The 19601-nt window shown below is 68.2% G+C and carries 16 protein-coding genes and 1 pseudogene; 10 read left to right on the forward strand and 7 right to left on the reverse strand.

The window, feature by feature from the left end; translation table 11 throughout:
* Nucleotides 1-90 precede the first annotated feature (90 nt).
* On the forward strand, nt 91-993 hold the full coding sequence (locus ACWEIJ_RS08725) for an ABC transporter ATP-binding protein (protein WP_449836570.1): 903 nt from the start codon (nt 91-93) through the stop codon (nt 991-993).
* On the opposite strand, the gene mycP is transcribed toward ACWEIJ_RS08725, so the two are convergent.
* Nucleotides 959-2107 (reverse strand): type VII secretion-associated serine protease mycosin, encoded by a 1149-nt coding sequence (gene mycP, locus ACWEIJ_RS08730; RefSeq protein WP_449836571.1) that lies wholly within the window; start codon nt 2105-2107, stop codon nt 959-961. The genes ACWEIJ_RS08725 and mycP overlap by 35 nt on opposite strands.
* Before the next feature lie 155 nt (nt 2108-2262).
* Here mycP and ACWEIJ_RS08735 point away from each other — a divergent pair, with 155 nt between their 5' ends.
* The 7 genes and pseudogenes from ACWEIJ_RS08735 (at nt 2263) to ACWEIJ_RS08765 (ending at nt 10214) form a co-directional block, all read left to right on the forward strand.
* On the forward strand, nt 2263-2775 hold the full coding sequence (locus ACWEIJ_RS08735; RefSeq protein ID WP_449836572.1) for a hypothetical protein: 513 nt from the start codon (nt 2263-2265) through the stop codon (nt 2773-2775).
* Nucleotides 2776-2843: 68 nt separating this feature from the next.
* The gene (gene trmB, locus ACWEIJ_RS08740; protein WP_449836859.1) at nt 2844-3488 is read left to right on the forward strand and encodes a tRNA (guanosine(46)-N7)-methyltransferase TrmB; all 645 of its coding nucleotides are present in this window, start codon (nt 2844-2846) and stop codon (nt 3486-3488) included.
* Between the two features lie 132 nt (nt 3489-3620).
* Nucleotides 3621-4727: a nitric oxide synthase oxygenase gene (locus ACWEIJ_RS08745; RefSeq protein WP_449836573.1), complete on the forward strand. Its 1107-nt coding sequence runs from the start codon at nt 3621-3623 to the stop codon at nt 4725-4727.
* 296 nt (nt 4728-5023) lie between these two features.
* Nucleotides 5024-6181 (forward strand): sensor histidine kinase, encoded by a 1158-nt coding sequence (locus ACWEIJ_RS08750; RefSeq protein WP_449836574.1) that lies wholly within the window; start codon nt 5024-5026, stop codon nt 6179-6181.
* 445 nt (nt 6182-6626) lie between these two features.
* Nucleotides 6627-7934 carry an amidohydrolase family protein gene (locus ACWEIJ_RS08755; RefSeq protein ID WP_449836575.1) on the forward strand — a complete coding sequence of 436 codons (1308 nt, stop codon included), beginning with the start codon at nt 6627-6629 and terminating at the stop codon, nt 7932-7934.
* Nucleotides 7935-7946: 12 nt separating this feature from the next.
* Nucleotides 7947-8255, forward strand: a pseudogene (locus tag ACWEIJ_RS08760) (restriction endonuclease); the annotation flags it as partial.
* 33 nt (nt 8256-8288) lie between these two features.
* Nucleotides 8289-10214, forward strand: a complete 1926-nt coding sequence (locus ACWEIJ_RS08765) for an nSTAND3 domain-containing NTPase (protein WP_449836860.1) — start codon at nt 8289-8291, stop codon at nt 10212-10214.
* Nucleotides 10215-10268: 54 nt separating this feature from the next.
* Here the strand turns inward: ACWEIJ_RS08765 and ACWEIJ_RS08770 are convergent, their stop codons facing one another.
* A complete protein-coding gene (locus ACWEIJ_RS08770) occupies nt 10269-10946 on the reverse strand; it encodes an SDR family oxidoreductase (RefSeq protein WP_449836576.1) in 678 nt (225 codons plus the stop codon).
* 14 nt (nt 10947-10960) lie between these two features.
* On the opposite strand from ACWEIJ_RS08770, the gene ACWEIJ_RS08775 reads away from it, so the two are divergent.
* Nucleotides 10961-12136, forward strand: a complete 1176-nt coding sequence (locus ACWEIJ_RS08775; protein WP_449836577.1) for an MFS transporter — start codon at nt 10961-10963, stop codon at nt 12134-12136.
* Here the strand turns inward: ACWEIJ_RS08775 and ACWEIJ_RS08780 are convergent.
* The 4 genes from ACWEIJ_RS08780 to ACWEIJ_RS08795 all read right to left on the reverse strand — a co-directional run bounded on the left by ACWEIJ_RS08780 (nt 12109) and on the right by ACWEIJ_RS08795 (nt 18360).
* The gene (locus tag ACWEIJ_RS08780) at nt 12109-12648 is read right to left on the reverse strand and encodes a DUF3455 domain-containing protein (RefSeq protein ID WP_449836578.1); all 540 of its coding nucleotides are present in this window, start codon (nt 12646-12648) and stop codon (nt 12109-12111) included. The genes ACWEIJ_RS08775 and ACWEIJ_RS08780 overlap by 28 nt on opposite strands.
* Before the next feature lie 282 nt (nt 12649-12930).
* On the reverse strand, nt 12931-15033 hold the full coding sequence (locus tag ACWEIJ_RS08785; RefSeq protein WP_449836579.1) for a PhoX family protein: 2103 nt from the start codon (nt 15031-15033) through the stop codon (nt 12931-12933).
* Nucleotides 15034-15162: 129 nt separating this feature from the next.
* The gene (locus ACWEIJ_RS08790; protein WP_449836580.1) at nt 15163-17178 is read right to left on the reverse strand and encodes a PhoX family protein; all 2016 of its coding nucleotides are present in this window, start codon (nt 17176-17178) and stop codon (nt 15163-15165) included.
* A 15-nt stretch (nt 17179-17193) separates the two neighbouring features.
* Nucleotides 17194-18360, reverse strand: a complete 1167-nt coding sequence (locus ACWEIJ_RS08795; protein ID WP_449836581.1) for an MFS transporter — start codon at nt 18358-18360, stop codon at nt 17194-17196.
* A 67-nt stretch (nt 18361-18427) separates the two neighbouring features.
* Here ACWEIJ_RS08795 and ACWEIJ_RS08800 point away from each other — a divergent pair, with 67 nt between their 5' ends.
* Nucleotides 18428-19057: an HAD family hydrolase gene (locus ACWEIJ_RS08800; RefSeq protein WP_449836582.1), complete on the forward strand. Its 630-nt coding sequence runs from the start codon at nt 18428-18430 to the stop codon at nt 19055-19057.
* Here ACWEIJ_RS08800 and ACWEIJ_RS08805 read toward each other — a convergent pair.
* Nucleotides 19006-19587 carry a hypothetical protein gene (locus ACWEIJ_RS08805; RefSeq protein ID WP_449836583.1) on the reverse strand — a complete coding sequence of 194 codons (582 nt, stop codon included), beginning with the start codon at nt 19585-19587 and terminating at the stop codon, nt 19006-19008. The genes ACWEIJ_RS08800 and ACWEIJ_RS08805 overlap by 52 nt on opposite strands.
* Nucleotides 19588-19601 lie beyond the last annotated feature (14 nt).

The following is a 19601-nucleotide window of genomic DNA, read 5'->3' on the forward strand; positions in this document are numbered from 1 at the left end:
TTCTCAGATGAAGGGGGAGCGGGGCGTGGGTCATCCATCGGGGGGATGACCCACGTCCCGATCAGTTCTTTCGAGCAGGCGGGAGAGGCCATGATCCAGGCAGTGCGGTTGCGCAAGGACTACGGCAGGACGAAGGCGGTGGACGACCTGTCGTTCGTCGTCAAACCCGGCCGCGTCACGGGCTTTCTCGGACCGAACGGCGCCGGGAAGTCCACGACCATGCGGATGATCCTCGGCCTCGACACCCCCACCGGTGGCGACGTCACGATCGACGGCAAGTACTACGCCGAGCTCAAGCACCCGCTGCGCAAGGTCGGCGCGTTGCTCGACGCGAAGTGGGTGCACCCCAACCGTTCCGCGCGCTCGCACCTGAAGTGGATGGCCGTCTCCAACAAGATCCCGGTCAGCCGGGTCGACGAGGTGCTGGCGATCGTCGGCCTCACCGAGGTCGCGCACAAGAAGGCGGGCGGCTTCTCGCTCGGCATGGCGCAGCGGCTCGGCATCGCGGGCGCGCTGCTCGGCGATCCCGAGGTGCTGCTGTTCGACGAACCGGTCAACGGCCTGGACCCGGAGGGCATCCTCTGGATCCGCCAGTTCATGCACCGGCTCGCGGACGAGGGCCGCACGGTGTTCGTGTCGAGCCACCTGCTCTCGGAGATGGCGCAGACCGCCCAGGACCTCATCGTCATCGGCAAGGGCCGGCTGATCGCGCAGACCACCACCGAGCAGTTCATCAGCGACGCCACCCAGGACCACGTGCGGGTGCGGTCACCACAGGCCGTGCAGCTGCGCGAGATCCTCGCGGCACACGCGACGGTCACCGAGGACGCGGTCGACGGAGCCCTTGTGGTGCACGGGATTCCGGCGCCGCAGATCGGTGAGATCGCGGCGGAGAACCGGATCGTGCTGCACGAGCTCAGCCCTCAGCGCGGTTCGCTGGAGGAAGCCTTCATGCAGCTCACCAAGGAGTCGGTGGAGTATCACGCGCACTGACGACGGGCTTGGGCCGCCGTGACCTGATGGCGGGCAGCGCGATCAGCAGCGCCGTCAGCAGGGCGGTTCCGCCCGCGACACCGGCGACGAACGGCAGCCGGTCCCCGATCTGGGCGACCGGCCGCACCGGACGTTGCGCGGCGAGCGTCGGTGTCGGTGGCGTGGTCGAGGGCTTCGGCGGCGGCAGCAGCGGGTTCCGCTCCACCGGCGGGAACTGCGCGGTGAGCGCGCCCATCGGGTTGACCATGCCGAACCCGGTCGTGGCGTCGCGGCCGGGTTCCGCCATGTCCTTCGCCGTCCTGATCAACGTGTTGACCACGTCCTTGGCGGCCATGTCCGGATGCTTCGCACGTACCAACGCGGCGACACCGGACACGATGGCCGACGCCGCGCTCGTACCGTCCATTTCGGCGTAACCGCTGGCGTAGACGCTTTCCGGCGCGGCCGTGACGATGCCTTCCGCCGGCGCCGCGAGCACCGTGTCCGCGCCGACGTTGGACGACTTCCACGGCTTGCCCTCGCGGTTGGTGCCCGCGACCGCGATCACCCCTCCGATGTTGGCCGGCGCGGAGACCTCCTTGCCGTCGTTGCCGGTGGCGGCGACGAGGACGACGTCCTTGTCGATCGCGTAGTTCACGGCCTTCACGAGCGTCGGCGTCATCGAGCTGGAGAAGCCCAGCGACATGTTGATGACCTTGGCCCCGTGGTCGGCGGCCCACCTGATGCTCTCCGCGACGACGTCGAGCGAGAACTGCTCGTTCTCGGCGCTCGCGATCGGGAGGATCTTCGCGCCGGGCGCGATGCCGAGCGCGCCGCCGTTGCGGCCGGTGGCAGCGATGATCGCGGCCATCCCGGTGCCGTGCCCGTCGGGGTCGGTGGTGCCGTCGGTGCCCTTGGAGCTGCCGAAGCCCGTGCCGGGTAAGACCCGTCCGGCGAGGTCGGGGTGCTTGGCGTCCACTCCGGAGTCGATCACCGCGACGACCACTCCGTCACCGCGCGACTGGTCCTGCGCCGAGTAGATGTCGAGCGCGTTGAGATGCCACTCCTGCTCCTCGATCGTCTGCGCGGCGAGCAGCAACGGCAGCACGACAGCGAGCGCTGGGAGCAGAGGCACGTCACGTACATCGTGTTTCCACCCCGCGGCGCAACGTGCCCGGGGTCACACGTTGCGTAAGTTTGCTGTTAACAAGCCGTGAAACGCCCCTTTCAGGACAACACAGGCGTTTGAAATCCCGTTCAATTGGGTCATCCCCGTGCCGGAGGTGGCCTGTGGCGGTCCGTGTCGAAGCAATGCTCAGCCTCGAGTGGTCTGATGCGCTCGAAGTTCCGAACTCCCCTGATCTGGCCAGCGCACCGGCGGAAGCTCGTCGTTCCTGGGTCAACAAGGCCAACGAAAAGCAGGTTCTCGCGACTTATCGCGCCGTGAAAGCGGTGGGCAATGCGCCCGCGCCGTGGTGGCTGCGCGCATTGGATCGCGGAAAGCTCACTTCCCGTGCCGAAGGTCACGCGATCGAGGACGCGGTGACCGAACTGCTGTCGTCCCGTCCGGGCTGGGTCTACGTGCCCTGGGTCGACCCCGGCGAGGTCGGTTACTGGGAGTACGTGCCCTCCGAGAGCGGTGTCTACGGTCCGGCGACGCCGACGACCGTGCAGTTCACCGACTCGCACCGGGGCTGGATCCACCTGGTGCCCGCCCACCGCGGACCTGGCAGGCCGCAGCCCATCGACTTCACGGTCGCCGAGCTGCGTGCGCAAATCGAGGACATCGAACTCATCGCCTAGGCTGTCGGGTCGTGACCAGGCCTGAGTTCCACCGTTCCATCGTCAGCTTCGTGCAGCGCGGCGAGCGCATGACCGTGGGACAGGAGCGTGCCTGGGACACGTACTGGGAGAAGATGGGCAACGACGTGAAGTCGTTGCCCGAGGGCCCGCTGGACTTCACGTCGTGGTTCGGCCGGTCCGCGCCCGTGCTGCTGGAGATCGGTTCCGGCATGGGCGAGACCACCTCGCAGCTCGTGGCCGCCGCGCCCGAGCTCAACTACGTGGCCGTCGAGGTCTACAAGCCGGGTCTCGCCCAGCTGCTGCTGCGCGCCGAGCACCTCGGCGGGCTGGACAACCTCCGCGTGCTGCGCGGTGACGCCGTGGATCTGCTGACCGACCACGTGGCGCCCGCGTCGTTGCACGGCGTGCGGATCTTCTTCCCGGACCCGTGGCCGAAGAAGAAGCACCACAAGCGCCGGCTCGTGCAGCCGGAGTTCGTGGCGCTGCTCGCGTCCCGGTTGGAGCCGGGTGGCGTGCTGCACCTCGCGACGGACTGGGAGCACTACGCGGAGCAGATGCTCGAAGTGTGTTCCGGCGAGCGGTTGCTGACCAACATGTACGACGGCTGGGCACCGCGGCCGGACTGGCGGCCCGTCACGAAGTTCGAGCAGCGCGCGGTGAACGAGGGCCGTGTTTCCCACGATCTGATGTTCAAGCGGAACGACCTCACCTGATCGAGGTCTCAAGCTTGGGGTTCGGCCACTACGGGTCTAAGTCTCACCCAATTGGGTGGCGGGTGTTGATCACCCGAAATGCCCCGAGTGGCAGTGACGCGTGAAGCCGTTCCGGCCTTAGGTTTCCGCTCCGTGACCCCCGACGTCCTCCCCGTCGCGGAGGAGTTCGTCCGCATGTACCACGCGGCGCACTCCGACGCAGGCTCGCTGTCCGCCCGCATCGCCCAGGTGCGCGCCGAGATCGCCGAGACCGGAACCTACCGCCACACCACCAACGAGCTCGCGTACGGCGCGCGGATCGCGTTGCGGGATTCCGGTTGGTGCACCTCAGGTGTTCCGTGGCGACGCCTGAAAGTCCGCGATCTGCGCGGCTACCGCAACGCCGCCGCCGTGGCGGGCGAGTGCGTAGAACACCTGCGGCTCGCGACCAACGGCGGTGAAATCCGGCCGCTGGTCACGGTTTTCGCGCCCGACGCGCCGGGTTCGCCCGGCCCGGTGATCTGGAACGAGCAGCTGATCCGGTACGCCGGGTACGCCGACGGGATGGGGGACCGTCGCTACACCCAGTTCACGGAAACCATGCAGGGCATGGGATGGCGGCCACCGGCCCGGCGGTCGCGGTTCGACCTGCTGCCGTTGGTGGTGGAGACCCAGCACGAGGGACCGCGGCTCTTCACGCTGCCGTCCGAGATCGTGCACGAGGTGCCGCTGGAGCACCCGACGCTGCCGTGGTTCGGCGAGATGGGCCTGCGCTGGCACGCGGTCCCGGTCATCGCGAACATGCGGCTGTCGATCGGCGGCGTGAGCTACCCGGCGGCGCCGTTCAACTCGTGGTTCGTCGGTGCCGAGATCGGCACGCGGTCACTGGCCGAGGAAGGCGCGTACGGCGTGGCACGCGAGGTCGCCGACGCGTTGGGTTTGGACACGACGTCCGAACGCACGCTGTGGCGGGACTTCGCCACCGTTCACCTGAACGCGGCAGTGCTGCACTCGTTCGACAAGGCGTCCGTCACGATCACGGACCACCACGCGGAAGCCCTGCACCGCCTCGCGTGGTTGCGCTCCCGCCAACGCCCTTCCGCGGCCAGGCCCTCGTTCCGCCTGGACCCGGCCGCCGCCGCTCGCGCCCGCACCGGTGCACCGGCCCGGTTCACCGCCGCGCTGGACGAGACCCGTCCTCAACCGACCAGCAGGCTGGCCGAACTGCTCCGCCAGCAACATTCCCTGACCAGCGTCTGACTTCCCCATCACACGCTGATCGCCGGCGTTCCTACCGGTGAGAGTCGACCATCACGCCCGACAGGGCCATGAGCGCAAGGACCAACAGGCCGACCACCGCGGCGGCCCAAGTGAACACAACTGACAACATGGCGTCCTCCGTTTCCCCGACTGCTCCTCCAGAGTCCGTGACCGGCGCGTGATCCGGCATCCGCCGGGAGGGTATTTCCGCAGGTCGCTCACTCAGCCTTCTGGCTGATGCCGGGTTAGCCCCTGGTCGGACGCGGGGTAGGACTTCCGGCTTTACTGTGTGTCGGGTGGAGAGCACGGATCTGAGCTGGCGGTTGCTCGCCAAACGCCAGTGGCCGCTGGCGCTCTCGCTCACCGGCATCGTCCTGGCCGAGACCGGGTCGATCACCACCGCGCACGGCTGGTGGCAGATCCCCGGTGTGCTGGTCATCTGCGTGATCTCGGTGCTGGCCCCGCGCCGGCCGTTCGACGCCGCGCTGGCACTGGCGTTCGCCGTCGTGTGCACGGCGCTCTACCTGCGGTTTCTCGGTGTCGCGTTCGAACCGCACTTCTTCGTCAGCGGTGTCAACATCTCGATCACCGGCGCCGCGATGGCGACGATCGCGATCCTCGTGCGGGAGTCCTCGCGGCTGCGCGCGATCGGCGGCACCGTGCTGATCGTCGCGGCGGTGATCACCGCGGAGGTGCTCGGCTGGCCGGTCGTGGCAGCCGTCGAGTACCGGGAGTGGACGCCGGACCCCACGTCCTACCTGGTCGGTGCGGTCATCACGCTGGTGCTGGCGGTCGGCACCGGACTGTACTTCCGGGCACGTGACGCGGAACGCGCGTCCCAGCTGGCGGCTTCCGTTGCGGCGGCCCAGAACGCGGAACGGATGGCGTTGGCGCGGGAGCTGCACGACGTCGTCGCGCACTACGTGACGGCGATCGTCGTGCACGCCCAGGCAGGTCAGCTGAACCGCGAGGTCGACGTGCTGCCGTCCATCGCCGCCTCCGGCACCGAGGCGCTGACCGCGATGCGGCGGCTGGTGGGGACCATGCGGGACGGCACCTCCGCCGGACCGGCCGCGTCCTCGTCGCTGGTGGACGACGTGCGCGAGCTGGTCAGCGAGTCCGGTCTGCCCGTGCACCTCTCGGTGGACCTGCAGGACGCCGTGCCGCAGGAGCTGGCGCGCTCGGTGCTGCGCCTGGTGCAGGAGTCGTTGACGAACACCCAGAAGCACGCGGTCTCGGTGTCCTCAGTGGACGTCGCACTGTCCTCTGGCGACGGTGTGCTGCGACTGTTCGTGGCGGACGACGGCGTCGCGTCCGGTGTTCCCGTTGGCGGCTCGGGAGGTTACGGGCTCGTGGGCATGCGCGAGCGCGTCGAACTGCTGGGCGGCACGTTCTCCGCAGGCCGGCGCGAACCGACCGGGTGGACGGTCCGCGCCGAACTGCCTCTTGCCTAGCTCAGTTCTCGTCCCGGATGACTTCGAACTCCTGCGTCATCTCGACATCGCTGAACTGGTCGTCGTTCTGAGGGTCGATGTCGGCCACTGATGCCTCCGCATGATCACGCCCGTACCCGTGCGGATGTGATCATGCCAACTCAGCGCCGCGTCGGCGGCTTGGGGGTGGCGGGCTTCTGCGCGCGCCGGAAGTCTCCACTGGACGTGCACGGCTTCTTCGACATGATCATGTGACGTCGTCCCCGTCGCTCTGGTTGCCTGCCGGTTTGCCCACGGGTGCACAAAGGGCCCGCCGGTTCGTGCTCGACGGGCCCCTCGGTTGGGGAGAAGTTGGCGGCCGGGGGCGGACCCTGGGGGTCGGCCCGCTCCCGACGGGCGCAGGATTCCCCTCCGCCGCCGACCTATGCATCCTTGTGTCCGGCATCACAGTGGCAGGATCCTCCGCATGTCACTGCGCCTCCACGCCCCGGTGGTCCTGCCCTGCGACCCGTCCTGCTCCGTGCTGCGCGACGCGGTCGTGGACGTCGTCGACGGCCGAATCACCCATGTGGGCGCCGCCGCGTCCGCACCCGCGTTCGACGGCGAGGTCCGCCACCTGTCCGGAATCCTGCTGCCCGGCCTGGTGAACACCCACGCGCACAGCCCGATGACGGTGCTGCGCGGCCTGGGTTCGGACCTGCCGCTGCTGCGGTGGCTGCAGGAGGCCATGTGGCCGAACGAGGCGCGGATGACCGCCGAGGACGTCGGCACGGGCATGCTGCTCAGCGCCGTGGAGATGCTGCGGCACGGCGTGACGACGTCCGCCGAGATGTACTTCCACGGCCCTGAGCTGGTGTCGTCGGTGCTGGCCGCCGGCTCACGGGTGGTGTTCGGCGGGGCGATCCTCGACGTGCCGGGCATGGACTGGCGGTCGCTGACCGACTCGATCTCCGCGTGGATCGACACCGACGGTCGCGTCTTCGGGCCCGGCGAGCGGATCGAGCTGGCGTACGGCCCGCACTCCGCCTACACGCTGTCGGCCGCCCAGCTGACCGCGGTGGCCGTCGAGGCGCGGTCGCGCGGCGCGTTGCTGATGGTGCACGTGGCCGAGTCGCCGTTCGAGGACGAGGCGCAGCGGGCCGAGTACGGGTCGGTCCCGGCCCTGTTGAAGGCTTCGGACGTGCTGGGCGGGCGGGTGCTGTCCGCCCACTCCGTGCACCTGTCCGACGACGACATCGCGCTGTACGCGTCGTTCGGTGTCGGTGTGGCGCACTGTCCCGGTTCGAACGCGAAGCTCGCCTCCGGCATCGCGCGAGTCTCGGAGATGCTGGCCGCCGGCGTGTCCGTCGGGTTGGGCACGGACGGGCCCGCGTCCAACGACGACCTGGACCTGTTCGAGGAGGCGCGGCTGGCCGGGCTGTTCGCCCGCGTGTCGAAGATGGACGCGACCGCGCTCGGTGCGGCGCAGGCGTTGCTGATGGCCACGCGGGGCGGGGCCGACGCCCTGGGACGCTCCGACATCGGTTCGCTGGAGGCCGGGCGGTGGGGCGACGTCGTGCACATCGCCGCGGACGACCCCGCGTTCGCGACCGGGCTGGACGCACCGGACTCGCAGCTGCTGGCGAACCTGGTGTGGGGGTCCGGGTCTCGTCGGGTGACGGACGTGTGGGTGGCCGGGGACCACGTCGTGGCCGGTGGGGAGTCGACTCGGGTGGACCGGCAGGAGGCCCAGGCGGGGGTCGCGGCGGTGGCACGGCGACTGCGGACCGCGTAGGGCCTGGCGCCGATGTCGCGACGCAACTACGAGTACCTGTCGTCGTACGACTTCGAGTGCCTGGTCCGCGACCTCCTTTCCAAGGAGTGGCAACTGCGCCTCGAGACGTTCGCGGCAGGTCGCGACGGCGGTGTGGACGTCCGGTTCCTCAACACCGAACAGCAGAAGCAGATCACGGTGCAGTGCAAGCACTCACCGAACAGGAGCTTCTCCGACGTCAAGTCAGGACTGGTCCGAGAAGCGACGAAGCTCGCTGGGCGCCGCGATCTCGGTGAGTACTGGCTGGCGACCAGCGCGAACCTTTCGCCGGGCGCCAAGGACAAGATCGCGAGGATCTTCGCCGACCAGGGGCTCGTGCCCGAACGCGTGCTCGGCAGAGACGATCTGGAAGCGCTGCTCAACGACCATCCGGAGGTGGAGCGCGCGCACTACAAGCTCTACATCACCAGCACGGCCGTTCTGGAGATGCTGCTCAATCGCGATCTCTTCGTCCACGCCCAGGACCTGCTCGACGGGATCGAGGAGCGACGCAGGCTCTACGTCCAAGGCGAGGCCCTCGGCGAAGCACAGAACATCCTCGCCGAGAACGGGGTCCTGATCATCAGCGGCCCTCCCGGCGTCGGCAAGACCACCCTGGCCGAAATGCTCGCCCTCAACCTCCTCGCCGAGGGCTTCACCCCGTACTGGATCAGCGAGGACGCTCGCGAGGCCGACGCGCTGTGGAACCCGTCCGAAAAACAGCTCTTCCTGTACGACGACTTCCTCGGACAGAACGCGCTCGCCGAGAAAATGGGGAAGAACGAGGACAGCCGGCTGCTGGCGTTGATGCGACGGGTGCGGCGAAGCCCGCACCACCAGCTCATCCTCACCACTCGCGAGTACATCCTGGAAGGCGCTCGACAGACCTACGAACGACTGCGCGACCCCTCGATCGCCCACTCGAAACTGGTCCTGAACCTCTCCTCCTACAGCAGGGCCAACCGCGCCCACATCCTGTACAACCACGTCTACTTCTCCGAGCTCGGAGAAGAAGCGCGGGCCGCGTTGAGGCTCAAGCGCAACTACTCCGCGATCATCGATCACCCGAACTACAACCCGCGGCTGATCAAGCTGATCATCGACACCGCGGTGCGCGCCGGGAGCTGCGAAGCAGGCGCCGGGTTCCCCGATTTCGCGCTGAAGAGCCTCGCGAACCCGAGCGAGCTGTGGGACCACATCTTCAACCACCAGCTCCGGGAAGCGGAGCGGGACGTTCTTCTCACCTTGTCCACTTTGCCTCCGACGGTGGAGGTCAACGAGTTCAAGAGAGCCGTCGTCGCGTTCCGCTCGAAGGCTCACGGGCGCCGCAGCACTGCCGAGGTCCACAACGCGCTCGCGGTCCTCGACGGCCTGTTCCTCAAGTTCTCCGGCCATTACGACACGTCGGTCTCGTTCGTCAATCCAGGCGTGCGCGACTTCGTCGTCGAACAGCTCGGCCTCAACCCGTCCGTCTTCACCGATCTGGTCTCCGCGGCAACTTCACCAGCACAGATCACGGCGTTGTGGAGATTCATCGACACCAACCAGCAGGTCGATCTTTTCAGCGCCTACCACTACCTGCCCGAGGCCCGCCGGGAATTTCTGGCCGAGCCCGGCACATTCCTCGACGCGGCTCTGCGCCAGCTGGATTCCGGCGTGCACACGAACGTCCCTCTCATCGTGCTGGAGATCTCGGGCCGGCACGTACCGTCGCGGTTCGGTGAAGTGCTCGACAGACTGGCAACAGTTCTGCCGCCCGTGTGGCGGGAGGGGTACCTACCGCTGTCGATCGTGCACGATGTGTGCACCACGATCGGACGGAGATTTCGAGAACTTTCCGAAAATCATTCAAAGGCCGTGAAAGAACTGCTCGACGCGGCTATTTCCATGTTCGAATCCGAGCTTTTCGAACCTCAGGACTACGTCCACCTGTACGACCTCCTGACCATGCGAGGAAGGCAGGGAGCGAGGGCACAAGCCGATGTTCAGGACAGCTTCGTCGAATACGCGACCGATGTCCTCACAGGCCTGATCGACGTGCCTGCCGATCGTGACGTCGCGCAGGCGGAGATCGACGAGATCGAAAGTGCGGCATCCGATCTGCACATCGGCGATGAGCTCGACGATCTCCTCGACGAAGCACAGGAAGTGGTGGAGAAACTCCCCACGACCTCCAACCGCGAACCTTCTGAACCGGCTCAGGGGCATCCGCGCTGGGAGCCTGACGCCGACGAGGACCTCTTGTTCTCCAGCCTCACCTGACGGTCACATTGCGTCAACAACTAACCACATGCTGTTGATGAACCTGTGGACAACTCACCTCGGCCGCGGGCGCACGATCAGTTCGGTGATGTGGGCGTCGGGCGTCGCCAGCACGGCCGACGCCACGGCGCGGCCCACCGAGGCCGGGTCCAGGTACTGGGTGGCGTCGTAGGAGCCGCCCTCCTGGCGCCGCACGTCCTCCTGCATCGGCGTCGCGGTCCGGCCGGGGTACACCGAGGTCACCCGCAACGACGGCTCGTCGCCGCGCAGGGCGTCGGCGTAGGCGCGCAGGGCGAACTTCGAGGCCGCGTAGACGCCCCAGCCCGGGTTGGCGTTGCGGCCGGCGCCGGAGTTGATCAGCACCACGTGTCCGGAGGCGGCCCTGAGCTGCGGCAGCACCAGGTTGGTCAGTTCGGCGACGGCGAAGACGTTCACCTCGAACGTCTTGCGCCAGTCGTCCGGGGTGGCGTCGCCGAGTGGGCCGAGCAGGGCGATGCCGGCGCTGTGCACGAGCACGTCCAGGCGTTGCAACGGGCCGAGGTCGGCGGCGGCCGCGTTCGTGAGGTCGAACGGCCAGGCGGTGGCGCCGGGCAGTTCCGCTGCCAGCAGGGACAGGGACGTTTCGTCGCGTCCGCCTAGCAGGAGATCGTGGGTTGGGGCCAGACTGCGGGCGATGGCCGAGCCGATTCCACTGGATGCCCCGGTGACGAGGGCGACCGGACGATCACTCATGGGAGAACCGTAACGTGCCCAGGAAGTTGATCCTGCCGTATCTGTGCCTGCTCTACTTCATCAACTACCTCGACCGGGTCAACATCGGGTTCGCCGGGCCCAACGGGATGTCGGAGGAGCTCAAGCTCTCGGCGACCGTGTTCGGGTTCGCGTCCGGGGTGTTCTTCATCGGCTACCTGATCCTGGAGGTGCCCAGCAACCTGGCGTTGCACCGGTTCGGGGCGCGCAGGTGGATCGCGCGGATCATGATCAGCTGGGGGATCGTCGCCTCGGCCATGGCGTTCGTGCCCAACGGGACCGTGCTGGTCGTGCTGCGGTTCCTGCTCGGCGTGGCGGAGGCCGGGTTCTTCCCCGGGATCATCCTCTACCTGACGTACTGGTTCCCGGAGAAGGACAGGGCGCGGATCGTCGCGCTGTTCATGGTGGCGGTGCCGGTGTCCACGGCGCTCGGGTCGACGCTCAGCGGGTTGCTGATCCAGTGGACCGACTGGCGCACGATGTTCCTGATCGAGGGGCTGCCGGCGATCGCGCTGGCGTTCGTGACGTGGTTCTGGCTGCCGGACCGGCCCGCCGAGGCGGTCGAGGAGCCGGAGAAGGAGCACTGGCCGCTCAAGAAGGCGCTGACGCACCCGCGGGTCCTGGCGTTGAGCTTCGTGTACTTCGGGATCGTGTACGGGCTCTACACGCTCGGGTTCTTCCTGCCGACGATCATCAAGGGGCTGGCGCCGCGGGCGAACATCGTCGAACGCGGGCTGATCAACGCGATCCCGTACGTCCTCGGTGCGGTCGCCATGATCCTGTGGGCCAGGCACGGCGACCGCACCGGAGAACGGAAGTGGCACGTCGCCGCGCCCATGTTGCTCGGCGGAGCGGCCATCCCCGTCGCGCTCTACCTGGACAACCCGGTTGCGGCGATGGTCGCCGTCTCGGTCTGCGCCATCGGTGTCTGCGCCGCGCTGCCCACGTTCTGGGCGCTGCCCACGAGCTTCCTGGGCGGCACGGCCGCGGCGGGCGGGATCGCGTTGATCAACTCGCTGGGCAACGTGAGCGGCTTCGTCGCGCCCTACGTCACCGGGTGGCTGCGCGACCTCACCGGCACCCAGAAGACCGGGCTCTGGGTCGTCGGCGTCACGATGATCACGGCAGCCGTGGTGGCGCTCGTTCAGCGCGCCGGTGCGGAGAAGGCGTAGACGGCCTCGTAGCGCACGGAGGTCTGGGCGCCTTCCTGGCACCCGCCCGCCGGTGCGACGCCGCCACTGGTCGAGAGGCGCTGCACGTAGCTGACCTTGGCGAACACCCCGTCACCCCTGGTCGACTTCGCCTTCAGCAGCAGCTCGGGGACCGCGCCGGGAACGTCGTTGCGGGCGCCGTCGACCGGGGCCGCCTCGACCGCGCTGCCGTCGACGGTGGAGACCCAGATCGGACCGCGGGTGTGCAGCGCGACCGCCCGGCCGAGCCGGTCCGCCAGGGTGGCGGCGGGCTCCAGGCTCTTCCACGCCCCGGCCGTGCAGGTGTAGGTCTGCACGCCCTTGGCGTAGAACTTCGCGACGGGCTTGTTGCCCGGTGGAACCTGAACCGCGGAGGCGACCGTCGCCTCCGCGGTGTCCATCACCTGCGGCGTCGGTGCCGCGGTGGAACCGGCGCCTCCCACGGCGACGCCGAGCAGAGTGGTGGAAACCAGCACAAGACCAGCACGCTTCATTACTCACTCCAAAGCAGACAGTGCGACGTGTCTCTCGTTGAGCGGTGCAGCCATCAGGGCCTACGGACCGATGACCGCACCGGTTCAAACGACTTCATGGAGTGAGCCAGTGATTGCGGTAGGTCAGGACGCCGGAGTGAAGAAGGCGTGGAGGGCCTTGCGGGGCACGGGGTCGCCTCGACCGCGCTTCACGGTTCACTCCAAAGTAGACGGCCATTGTGGACGCTCCGGTCGGCTGTCCGCGGTTCACATCAGGTGGACGAGCCGAGCCGCATCGGCAGGTCAGCTGCCGATGCGGCCGTGGTCGGACTTCCACACGCAGACGACGGCGGGCCGCGGCTGCGAGGTACCGCCGTCCGGCCAGTGCGACGCGGGCTTGTCCGCGCTCGCGCCGTCGAGCTCGCCGGGGTGCTGCACGGACACGAGGACGAACCGGTCCTGGATCACCGGGCCGCACGTCTCCGCACCGAGCGGAACGGACAGGAAGGCCTTGACGTGTCCGCGTTCCTCGCCCTCCAGCGGAACGACGTACAGGCCGTCGTTGATGTTGAGGGCGTAGAGGCTGTCCGAGGCGATCCACAGGTTGCCGTACGAGTCGAACGCCAGGTTGTCCGGGCAGGTGATCGGGCTGACCTGGGTCTTGTCGTAACCGCCGAAGTAGGTGTCCGGCGAGTTCGGGTCACCGCAGACCAGGAGCAGGCGCCACGCGAAGGTCGTCGCCGTCGCGTCGTTGCGCGCCTCCTCCCACTCGAGGACGTGGCCGTGCTTGTTGTTGATGCGCGGGTTGATCTCGTCGACCGCGGGCTGGCCGGCGGCACCACGACGGCTGTTGTTGGTCAGCGCGGCGTAGACGCGGCCGGTCTTCGGGTTCGGCTCGATGTCCTCCGGGCGGTCCATCTTCGTCGCACCGACCTTGTCGGCCGCGAGACGCGTGAAGACGTAGACCTCCTCCGCGGTGAACCCCTCGACCAGGGACTTGTCGCCCGACACCAGCGGGATCCACTCGCCCTTGCCGTCGAACTGACCGTCCAGGGGCAGCTTGCCGCTGCCGTCGATCTCGCCCACCGGGCTGTTGCCGGTGAACTTCGCGACGTACAACGTGCCCTCGGTGAGCAGCTTCTTGTTCTGCTGACGGGCACGACGGCTGTGGCCGTGCACGATCTTGTTCTTCGAGACGAACTTGTAGATGTAGTCGAAGCGCTCGTCGTCACCCATGTAGACGACGACCCGGCCGTCGTGCGCGACCCGGATGTTGGCGGCCTCGTGCTTGAACCGGCCGAGCGCGGTGTGCTTGACCGGCGCGGAGTTCGGCTCGTGCGGGTCGATCTCGATGACATAGCCGAAGCGGTTGCCCTCGTTCGGCTCCTGGGCGAGGTCGAAGCGCTTGTCGAACCGCTCCCACTTGCGTTCGGACGCCTTGCCGGTGAGGCCGTAACGGGCGTTGCGCGCCTTCGCCACCGGGTCGGTGACGAGGTCGCCGTTGCCGAAGTAGCCGTTGAAGTTCTCTTCGCAGGTGAGGTAGGTGCCCCACGGGGTGACGCCACCGGAGCAGTTGCCGAACATGCCGACGGGCTTGCGGCCGCTCGGGTCCGCGGAGGTCCTGAGGTACTTGCTGCCCGCGGCCGGGCCGTCGAACTCGAACTGCGTGGTGACGGTGATGCGGCGGTTGTACTGGCGGTCGATGACCGGCTTGAGCGAACCCTTGCGCTCGCGCTCCACGACGACCACGGAGAAGCCGTGCGCCGCCCACGCGATCTTGACCTGTTCCTCGGTCGGGTTGGCCGAGTCGTAGCCCTTGAAGAGGAACGGTTCGGTGGTGTACTCGTGGTTCGAGCCCATGAACCAGCGGTCGCAGGCGCCGTCGATCTCGATGAGGCCGCAGTAGTCGTTGTTGTAACCGAACTGCTTGGCCTGCGCGGCCGCGGTCTGCTTGTCGAAGTCGAACGCGGGTGCGCCGGGGAGGACCGGGTCGCCCCAGCGGATCACGACCTGCTGCTCGTAACCCTTGGCCGTGATGAGGCGGTCTTCCTTGTTCGGCTTGACCGGCTCGAAGTTGGTGCCGTTCGGCCGGCCGTGGCCGGGCCGGTGCCGCACGTCGACGTCGACACCCAGGTCCACCCCGACGGGCGCCGCCGCGGCCGTGCCCGCGAACGCAGCGGCACCCGCACCGGCGACCGCGAGAACGGCGCCGGCCTTGAGCATGCCGCGCCGGTTGACGACCTCGCGCACGACATCACCGAAGTAGGCGTTGTCCGAGGTGTTCGGGGCGTCGTGGCTGCACGCGTTGTTGCAGCGGTACTGGCACGTGATCGCCGCGCGCCCGAGCGGGTGGTTCGTCGCGAGCAGGGGCAGCAGGCGGCGGCCCCGATCGGTGGTTGAAGACACGCAGGCCTCCGAGATCGGTCAGTGTGGGAACTGGCCGAACCTAAGAGCCGAACTAGATCGCCAGCCGTCCACAGGATGAACGGCAGGCGAACACGTCCTGCATCCGAACGATCGGGGCACGCCCTGTGATCAACCGATCTCACCCAGTTGACGACGGCCTTCCCGCCACACCGCCACCACCGACGGCCTGGGTTGCGAGGTGCCGCCGTCCGGCCAGTGCGAGGCCGGCTTGTCCGCACTCGCCCCGTCCACCTCGCCGGGGTGCTGCACGCAGACCGTGATCACCCGCTCGCCGACGATCGGGCCGCACGTCTCGGCACCGCGCGGGACCGTGAGGAAGAGCTTCAGGTGGCCGCGTTCCGGACCCTCCAGCGGCACGCCGTACAGGCCGTCGTTGAGCCCGTTCAGCTTGCCGTCGGCATCGGTGGAGATCCACAGGTTGCCGTGCGGGTCGAACGCCAGGTTGTCCGGGCTGGAGATGGGGCTGACCTGCGACTTGTCGTAGCCGCCGAAGTAGGTGTTCGGGTCGTCCGGGAAACCGCACACCAGGAAGAGGTTCCAGCTGAACGTCAGCGCGAGCGCGTCGCCGCGGCGTTCGGTCAGCTCCAGCACCTGGCCGTGCCGGTTGTTGTGCCTGGGATTCGGCTCGGTCGCGCCTTCCTTGCCGGGCGTGACACCGCGCTCGACGTTGTTGGTGAGCGCGCAGTAGACGACGCCGGTGCGCGGGTGCGTCTGGATGTCCTCGGGACGGTCCATTTTGGTCGCGCCGGCCTTGTCCGCCGCGATGCGCGTGAAGACGTAGACCTCTTCCGCGGTCATGCCCGGCACGAACGACTTGTTGCCGCTGGCCAACGGGATCCACTCGCCACTGCCGTCGAACTTGCCGTCGCTGGGCAGCTTTCCGGTGCCGTCGATCTCACTCGCCGGGCTGTCGCCGGAGAACCGCGCGACGTAGAGCGTGCCGTCGTCGAGCAACGTCATGTTGTGGCGGCGGGCCGCCTTGCTGTTGCCGTGCTTGACCTTGCCGTTCGAGATGAACTTGTAGATGTACTCGAACCGCTCGTCGTCACCGGAGTAGGCGACCACGCGGCCGTCGTCGGCGATCCGCACGTTCGCGGTCTCGTGCTTGAACCGGCCGAGCGCGGTGTGCTTGACCGGGGTGGAGTCGGGGTCCCACGGGTCGATCTCGACGATCCAGCCGAACCTGTTGACCTCGTTGGGTTCCTGCGCGAGGTCCCAGCGCTTGTCGAACCGCTCCCACTTGCGCGTGGTGGCGGTGCCGGTGACGCCGTAGCGGGTGAGGCGCGGGTCGTTGCGGCCGGCGGCGTTGGCGAAGTACTGGTTGAAGTTCTCCTCGCCGGACAGGATCGTGCCCCACGGCGTGACGCCGCCGGAGCAGTTGTTGATCGTGCCGAGGACCTTCCTGCCGGTCGGGTCCGCCGAGGTCTTGAGCAGGTCGCTGCCCGCGACCGGACCGCGCACCTCGAACGGCGTGTTCAGGGTGATCCGGCGGTTGTACCGGCTGAAGCGCGGCCGGTAGTGGCCGGAGAACATCGACCTCTTGATCATGAACACCGAGAGGCCGTGCGCGGCCCAGGCGATCTTCACCTGTTCCTCGGTGGGGTTGTTCGCGTCGTAGCCGCGGAACATGAACTTCTCGCTGGTGTACTCGTGGTTGGTGACCATGAGACCCGTGAGCTCCAACGGGTCCAGCGGCAGGATCGCGGCGAAGTCGCAGTTGAAGCCGAACTGCTTCTCCTGCTTCGCGGCGGTCTGGTGGTCGAAGTCGAACTCGGGGACGCCGGGGAAGAGCGGGTCGCCCCAGCGGATCACGACCCCCTGGCGGTAGCCCTCGGGGACGACGACCTCGTCCTTGGTGTTGACCTCGACGGGCTTGAAGCCGAGGCCTCTGGCTGTTGCTGCTGTTGCTGCTGTCGGCGCGGCCGCCGCTGTCGCGCTGGGAAGCGCTGCCGTTGCCGCGACCACCGCACCGGCCTTGAGCGCGGTGCGGCGGGTGATCAGGTCACCGAAGTAGGCGTTGTCCGAGGTGTTGGGGACGTCGTGGAAACACGCGTCACCACAGCGGTACTCGCAGGTCACCGCAGCCCTGCCCACGCGGTGGTTGACGAGCGGCAAATTGATCATGTGTCCATTTTGCCGCTAAACAACCAATTGTTCACCTGCCAGTACCGCATCTTCCGGCACCAGATGCGTGTCGGTGCGGTTGAACGTCAGCAGCACCGCCGCGACCGCGCAGAGGACCGCCGCCACGACGAACGGCTGCGCGAGGTGGCTCACGAACGTCGCCGCCAGCGCACCACCGAGCCACCGCAGGAAGTTGTAGCCGGCGCTCGCTACCGGCCGCGGCGCGTCGCTGACACTCATCGCGGCACCGGTGAACAGGGTGTTCAGCAGGCCGCTGACCAGGCCGCTCACGATCACCGCGACCACCAGCAACGGCTTGCCCGGCACCGCCATCACCAGCATGAGCAGTGCGAACGCCAGCACCGACCCGATGATCGCGCTCTTCTCACCGACGCGTTCCGCGAGCCGCGGCGCGAGGAAGACGCTGGAGACCGCCACGCAGACGCCCCAGCCGAAGAAGATCAATCCGATCTCGACAGCACCCCACCGCAGCACGAACGGCGACCAGGCGAGAACCGTGAAGAACGCGGCCGTGTAGAGCGCGGCACCGATCGAGGTCCGCAGCAGAACCGGGTGCTTCAACGCCCTGAGCGGGTCGAGCAGGCCGATCCGGGGACGTTCGTGGTGCGCGTCCCTGGCCAGGAAGACTGCACAAAGGATCAACGCGACGGCCATCAGGATCGCCGTGCCGAGGAACGGCCCGCGCCACGAGAAGCTGCCGAGCAGTGCCCCGAGCAGCGGCCCGACGCTCAGGCCGAGTCCGAGCGCGGCCTCGTAGAGCAGGATCGCGCCCTTCTGCCCGCCGCTGGCCGCGCCGACGATGACGCTGAGCGCGGTGGCGATGAAGAAGGCGTTGCCGAGCCCCCAGACGGCCCGCAGTCCCACGAGCTGGCCGATGCTCCCCGCCGCCGAGCACGCCAGCGTGGCGATGACGATCAGCGCGAGCCCGCCGACGAGCGTGCGCTTGGCCCCGAACCGCGCCGTCGCGGCACCCGTGAAGAGCATCGCCACGACCTGAACGCCGAGGTAGGAGGAGAAGAGGAGGGTGACCTGCGCGGGTGTTGCGTGCAGACCCTCCGCGATGGACAACAGGATCGGGTCCACGAGCCCGATCCCCATGAAGGCGATGACCGCGGCGAACGCCGTGATCCACACCTGCTTGGGCTGAGCCTTGAAATTCACTTAGCTAACCTAACAGATTTTGATTAGCATAGCGAAGTATCGTCCGCCACAGGGTACGGTGCAGGGCGTGGCAGCGGTGATCTTCGACCTCGACGGCGTGCTGATCGACTCCGAGCAGGTGTGGGACGAGGTGCGCCAGGGCTTCGCCCGGTCGCACGGCGGCGTCTGGACCCCTGAGGCGACTCGCGCGATGCAGGGCATGTCAACGCCCGAGTGGGGCGCGTACCTGGTGTCCGAGGTGGGCGTTCAGCTGACGCCGGCAGAGACCTCCGCCGGCGTGATCGCGGCGATGGAGCAGGCGTACGCGGCGCACCTGCCGGTCATTCCGGGTGCTGTGGAGGCCGTGCGCGCCGTGGCCGCGCGGTTCCCGGTGGCGATCGCGTCGTCCGCGCCGGCCGTGCTGATCAAGGTCTTCCTGGACGTGACCGGACTGCCCGTGCCCGTCGCGGTGTCGTCCGAGGAGTGCGCCGCGGGCAAGCCCTCACCCGACGTGTACCTGCTCGCCGCGTCACGGCTCGGGGTTGCACCTGCGTCCTGTTACGCCGTCGAGGACTCGACGAACGGGCTCCGCGCCGCCCTGGCCGCGGGGATGACCGTGCTGGCCGTGCCGAACCCGCACTTCCCGCCTGACCCGGAGGTGCTGGCTCAGGTGCGCGTGCTGTCGTCCGTCGCGGACCTGCCGGATGCGCTCACGTAGCTGGTCGCGGCCATGCCGAGCGCGATGCACGTGCAGGCGATGACGCCCTTCGGCCAGTAGATGTGGCTGTCGAGGAACAGGAAGCTGCCCACGAGCAAGAACACGGCGCCCGGGATCGCCTTGAGCCTGTGCTTGAGCAGCGCACAGACCGCGATCGCGATGCTGGCGGCGAAGAAGCACCACGCACCGAAGGTCCCGAGCTGGTTGCCGATCTTGAAGATCGGCGCGTCGGCGTCGCTGCGGCCGTTGTTCGCGATGGTCATCGCGCCACCGCCGATGCCGGCCAACGCGTCGAGCGCGCCGTAGTAGACGACGAAGCCGAACGCGGCGACGCGGGCGGGGTAGCGCACGTACTTCGGGCTGTCGGCGAGCAGCACCCACTGCGCGGCGCCGAGGAGCGGGAAGATCGCCGCCAGGATGATGTGCATGTTCTGCCACCACTGGGCGGTCGAGGCGTCCAGGTGGTGCGGGTGGGTCAGGCCGATGCCGGCGAGGACCAGGCCGGGGAGGGCGACGAGCAGCGTGCGCACCGCGCCGAACCTAG

This window comes from Lentzea sp. NPDC004789 (assembly GCF_053601075.1).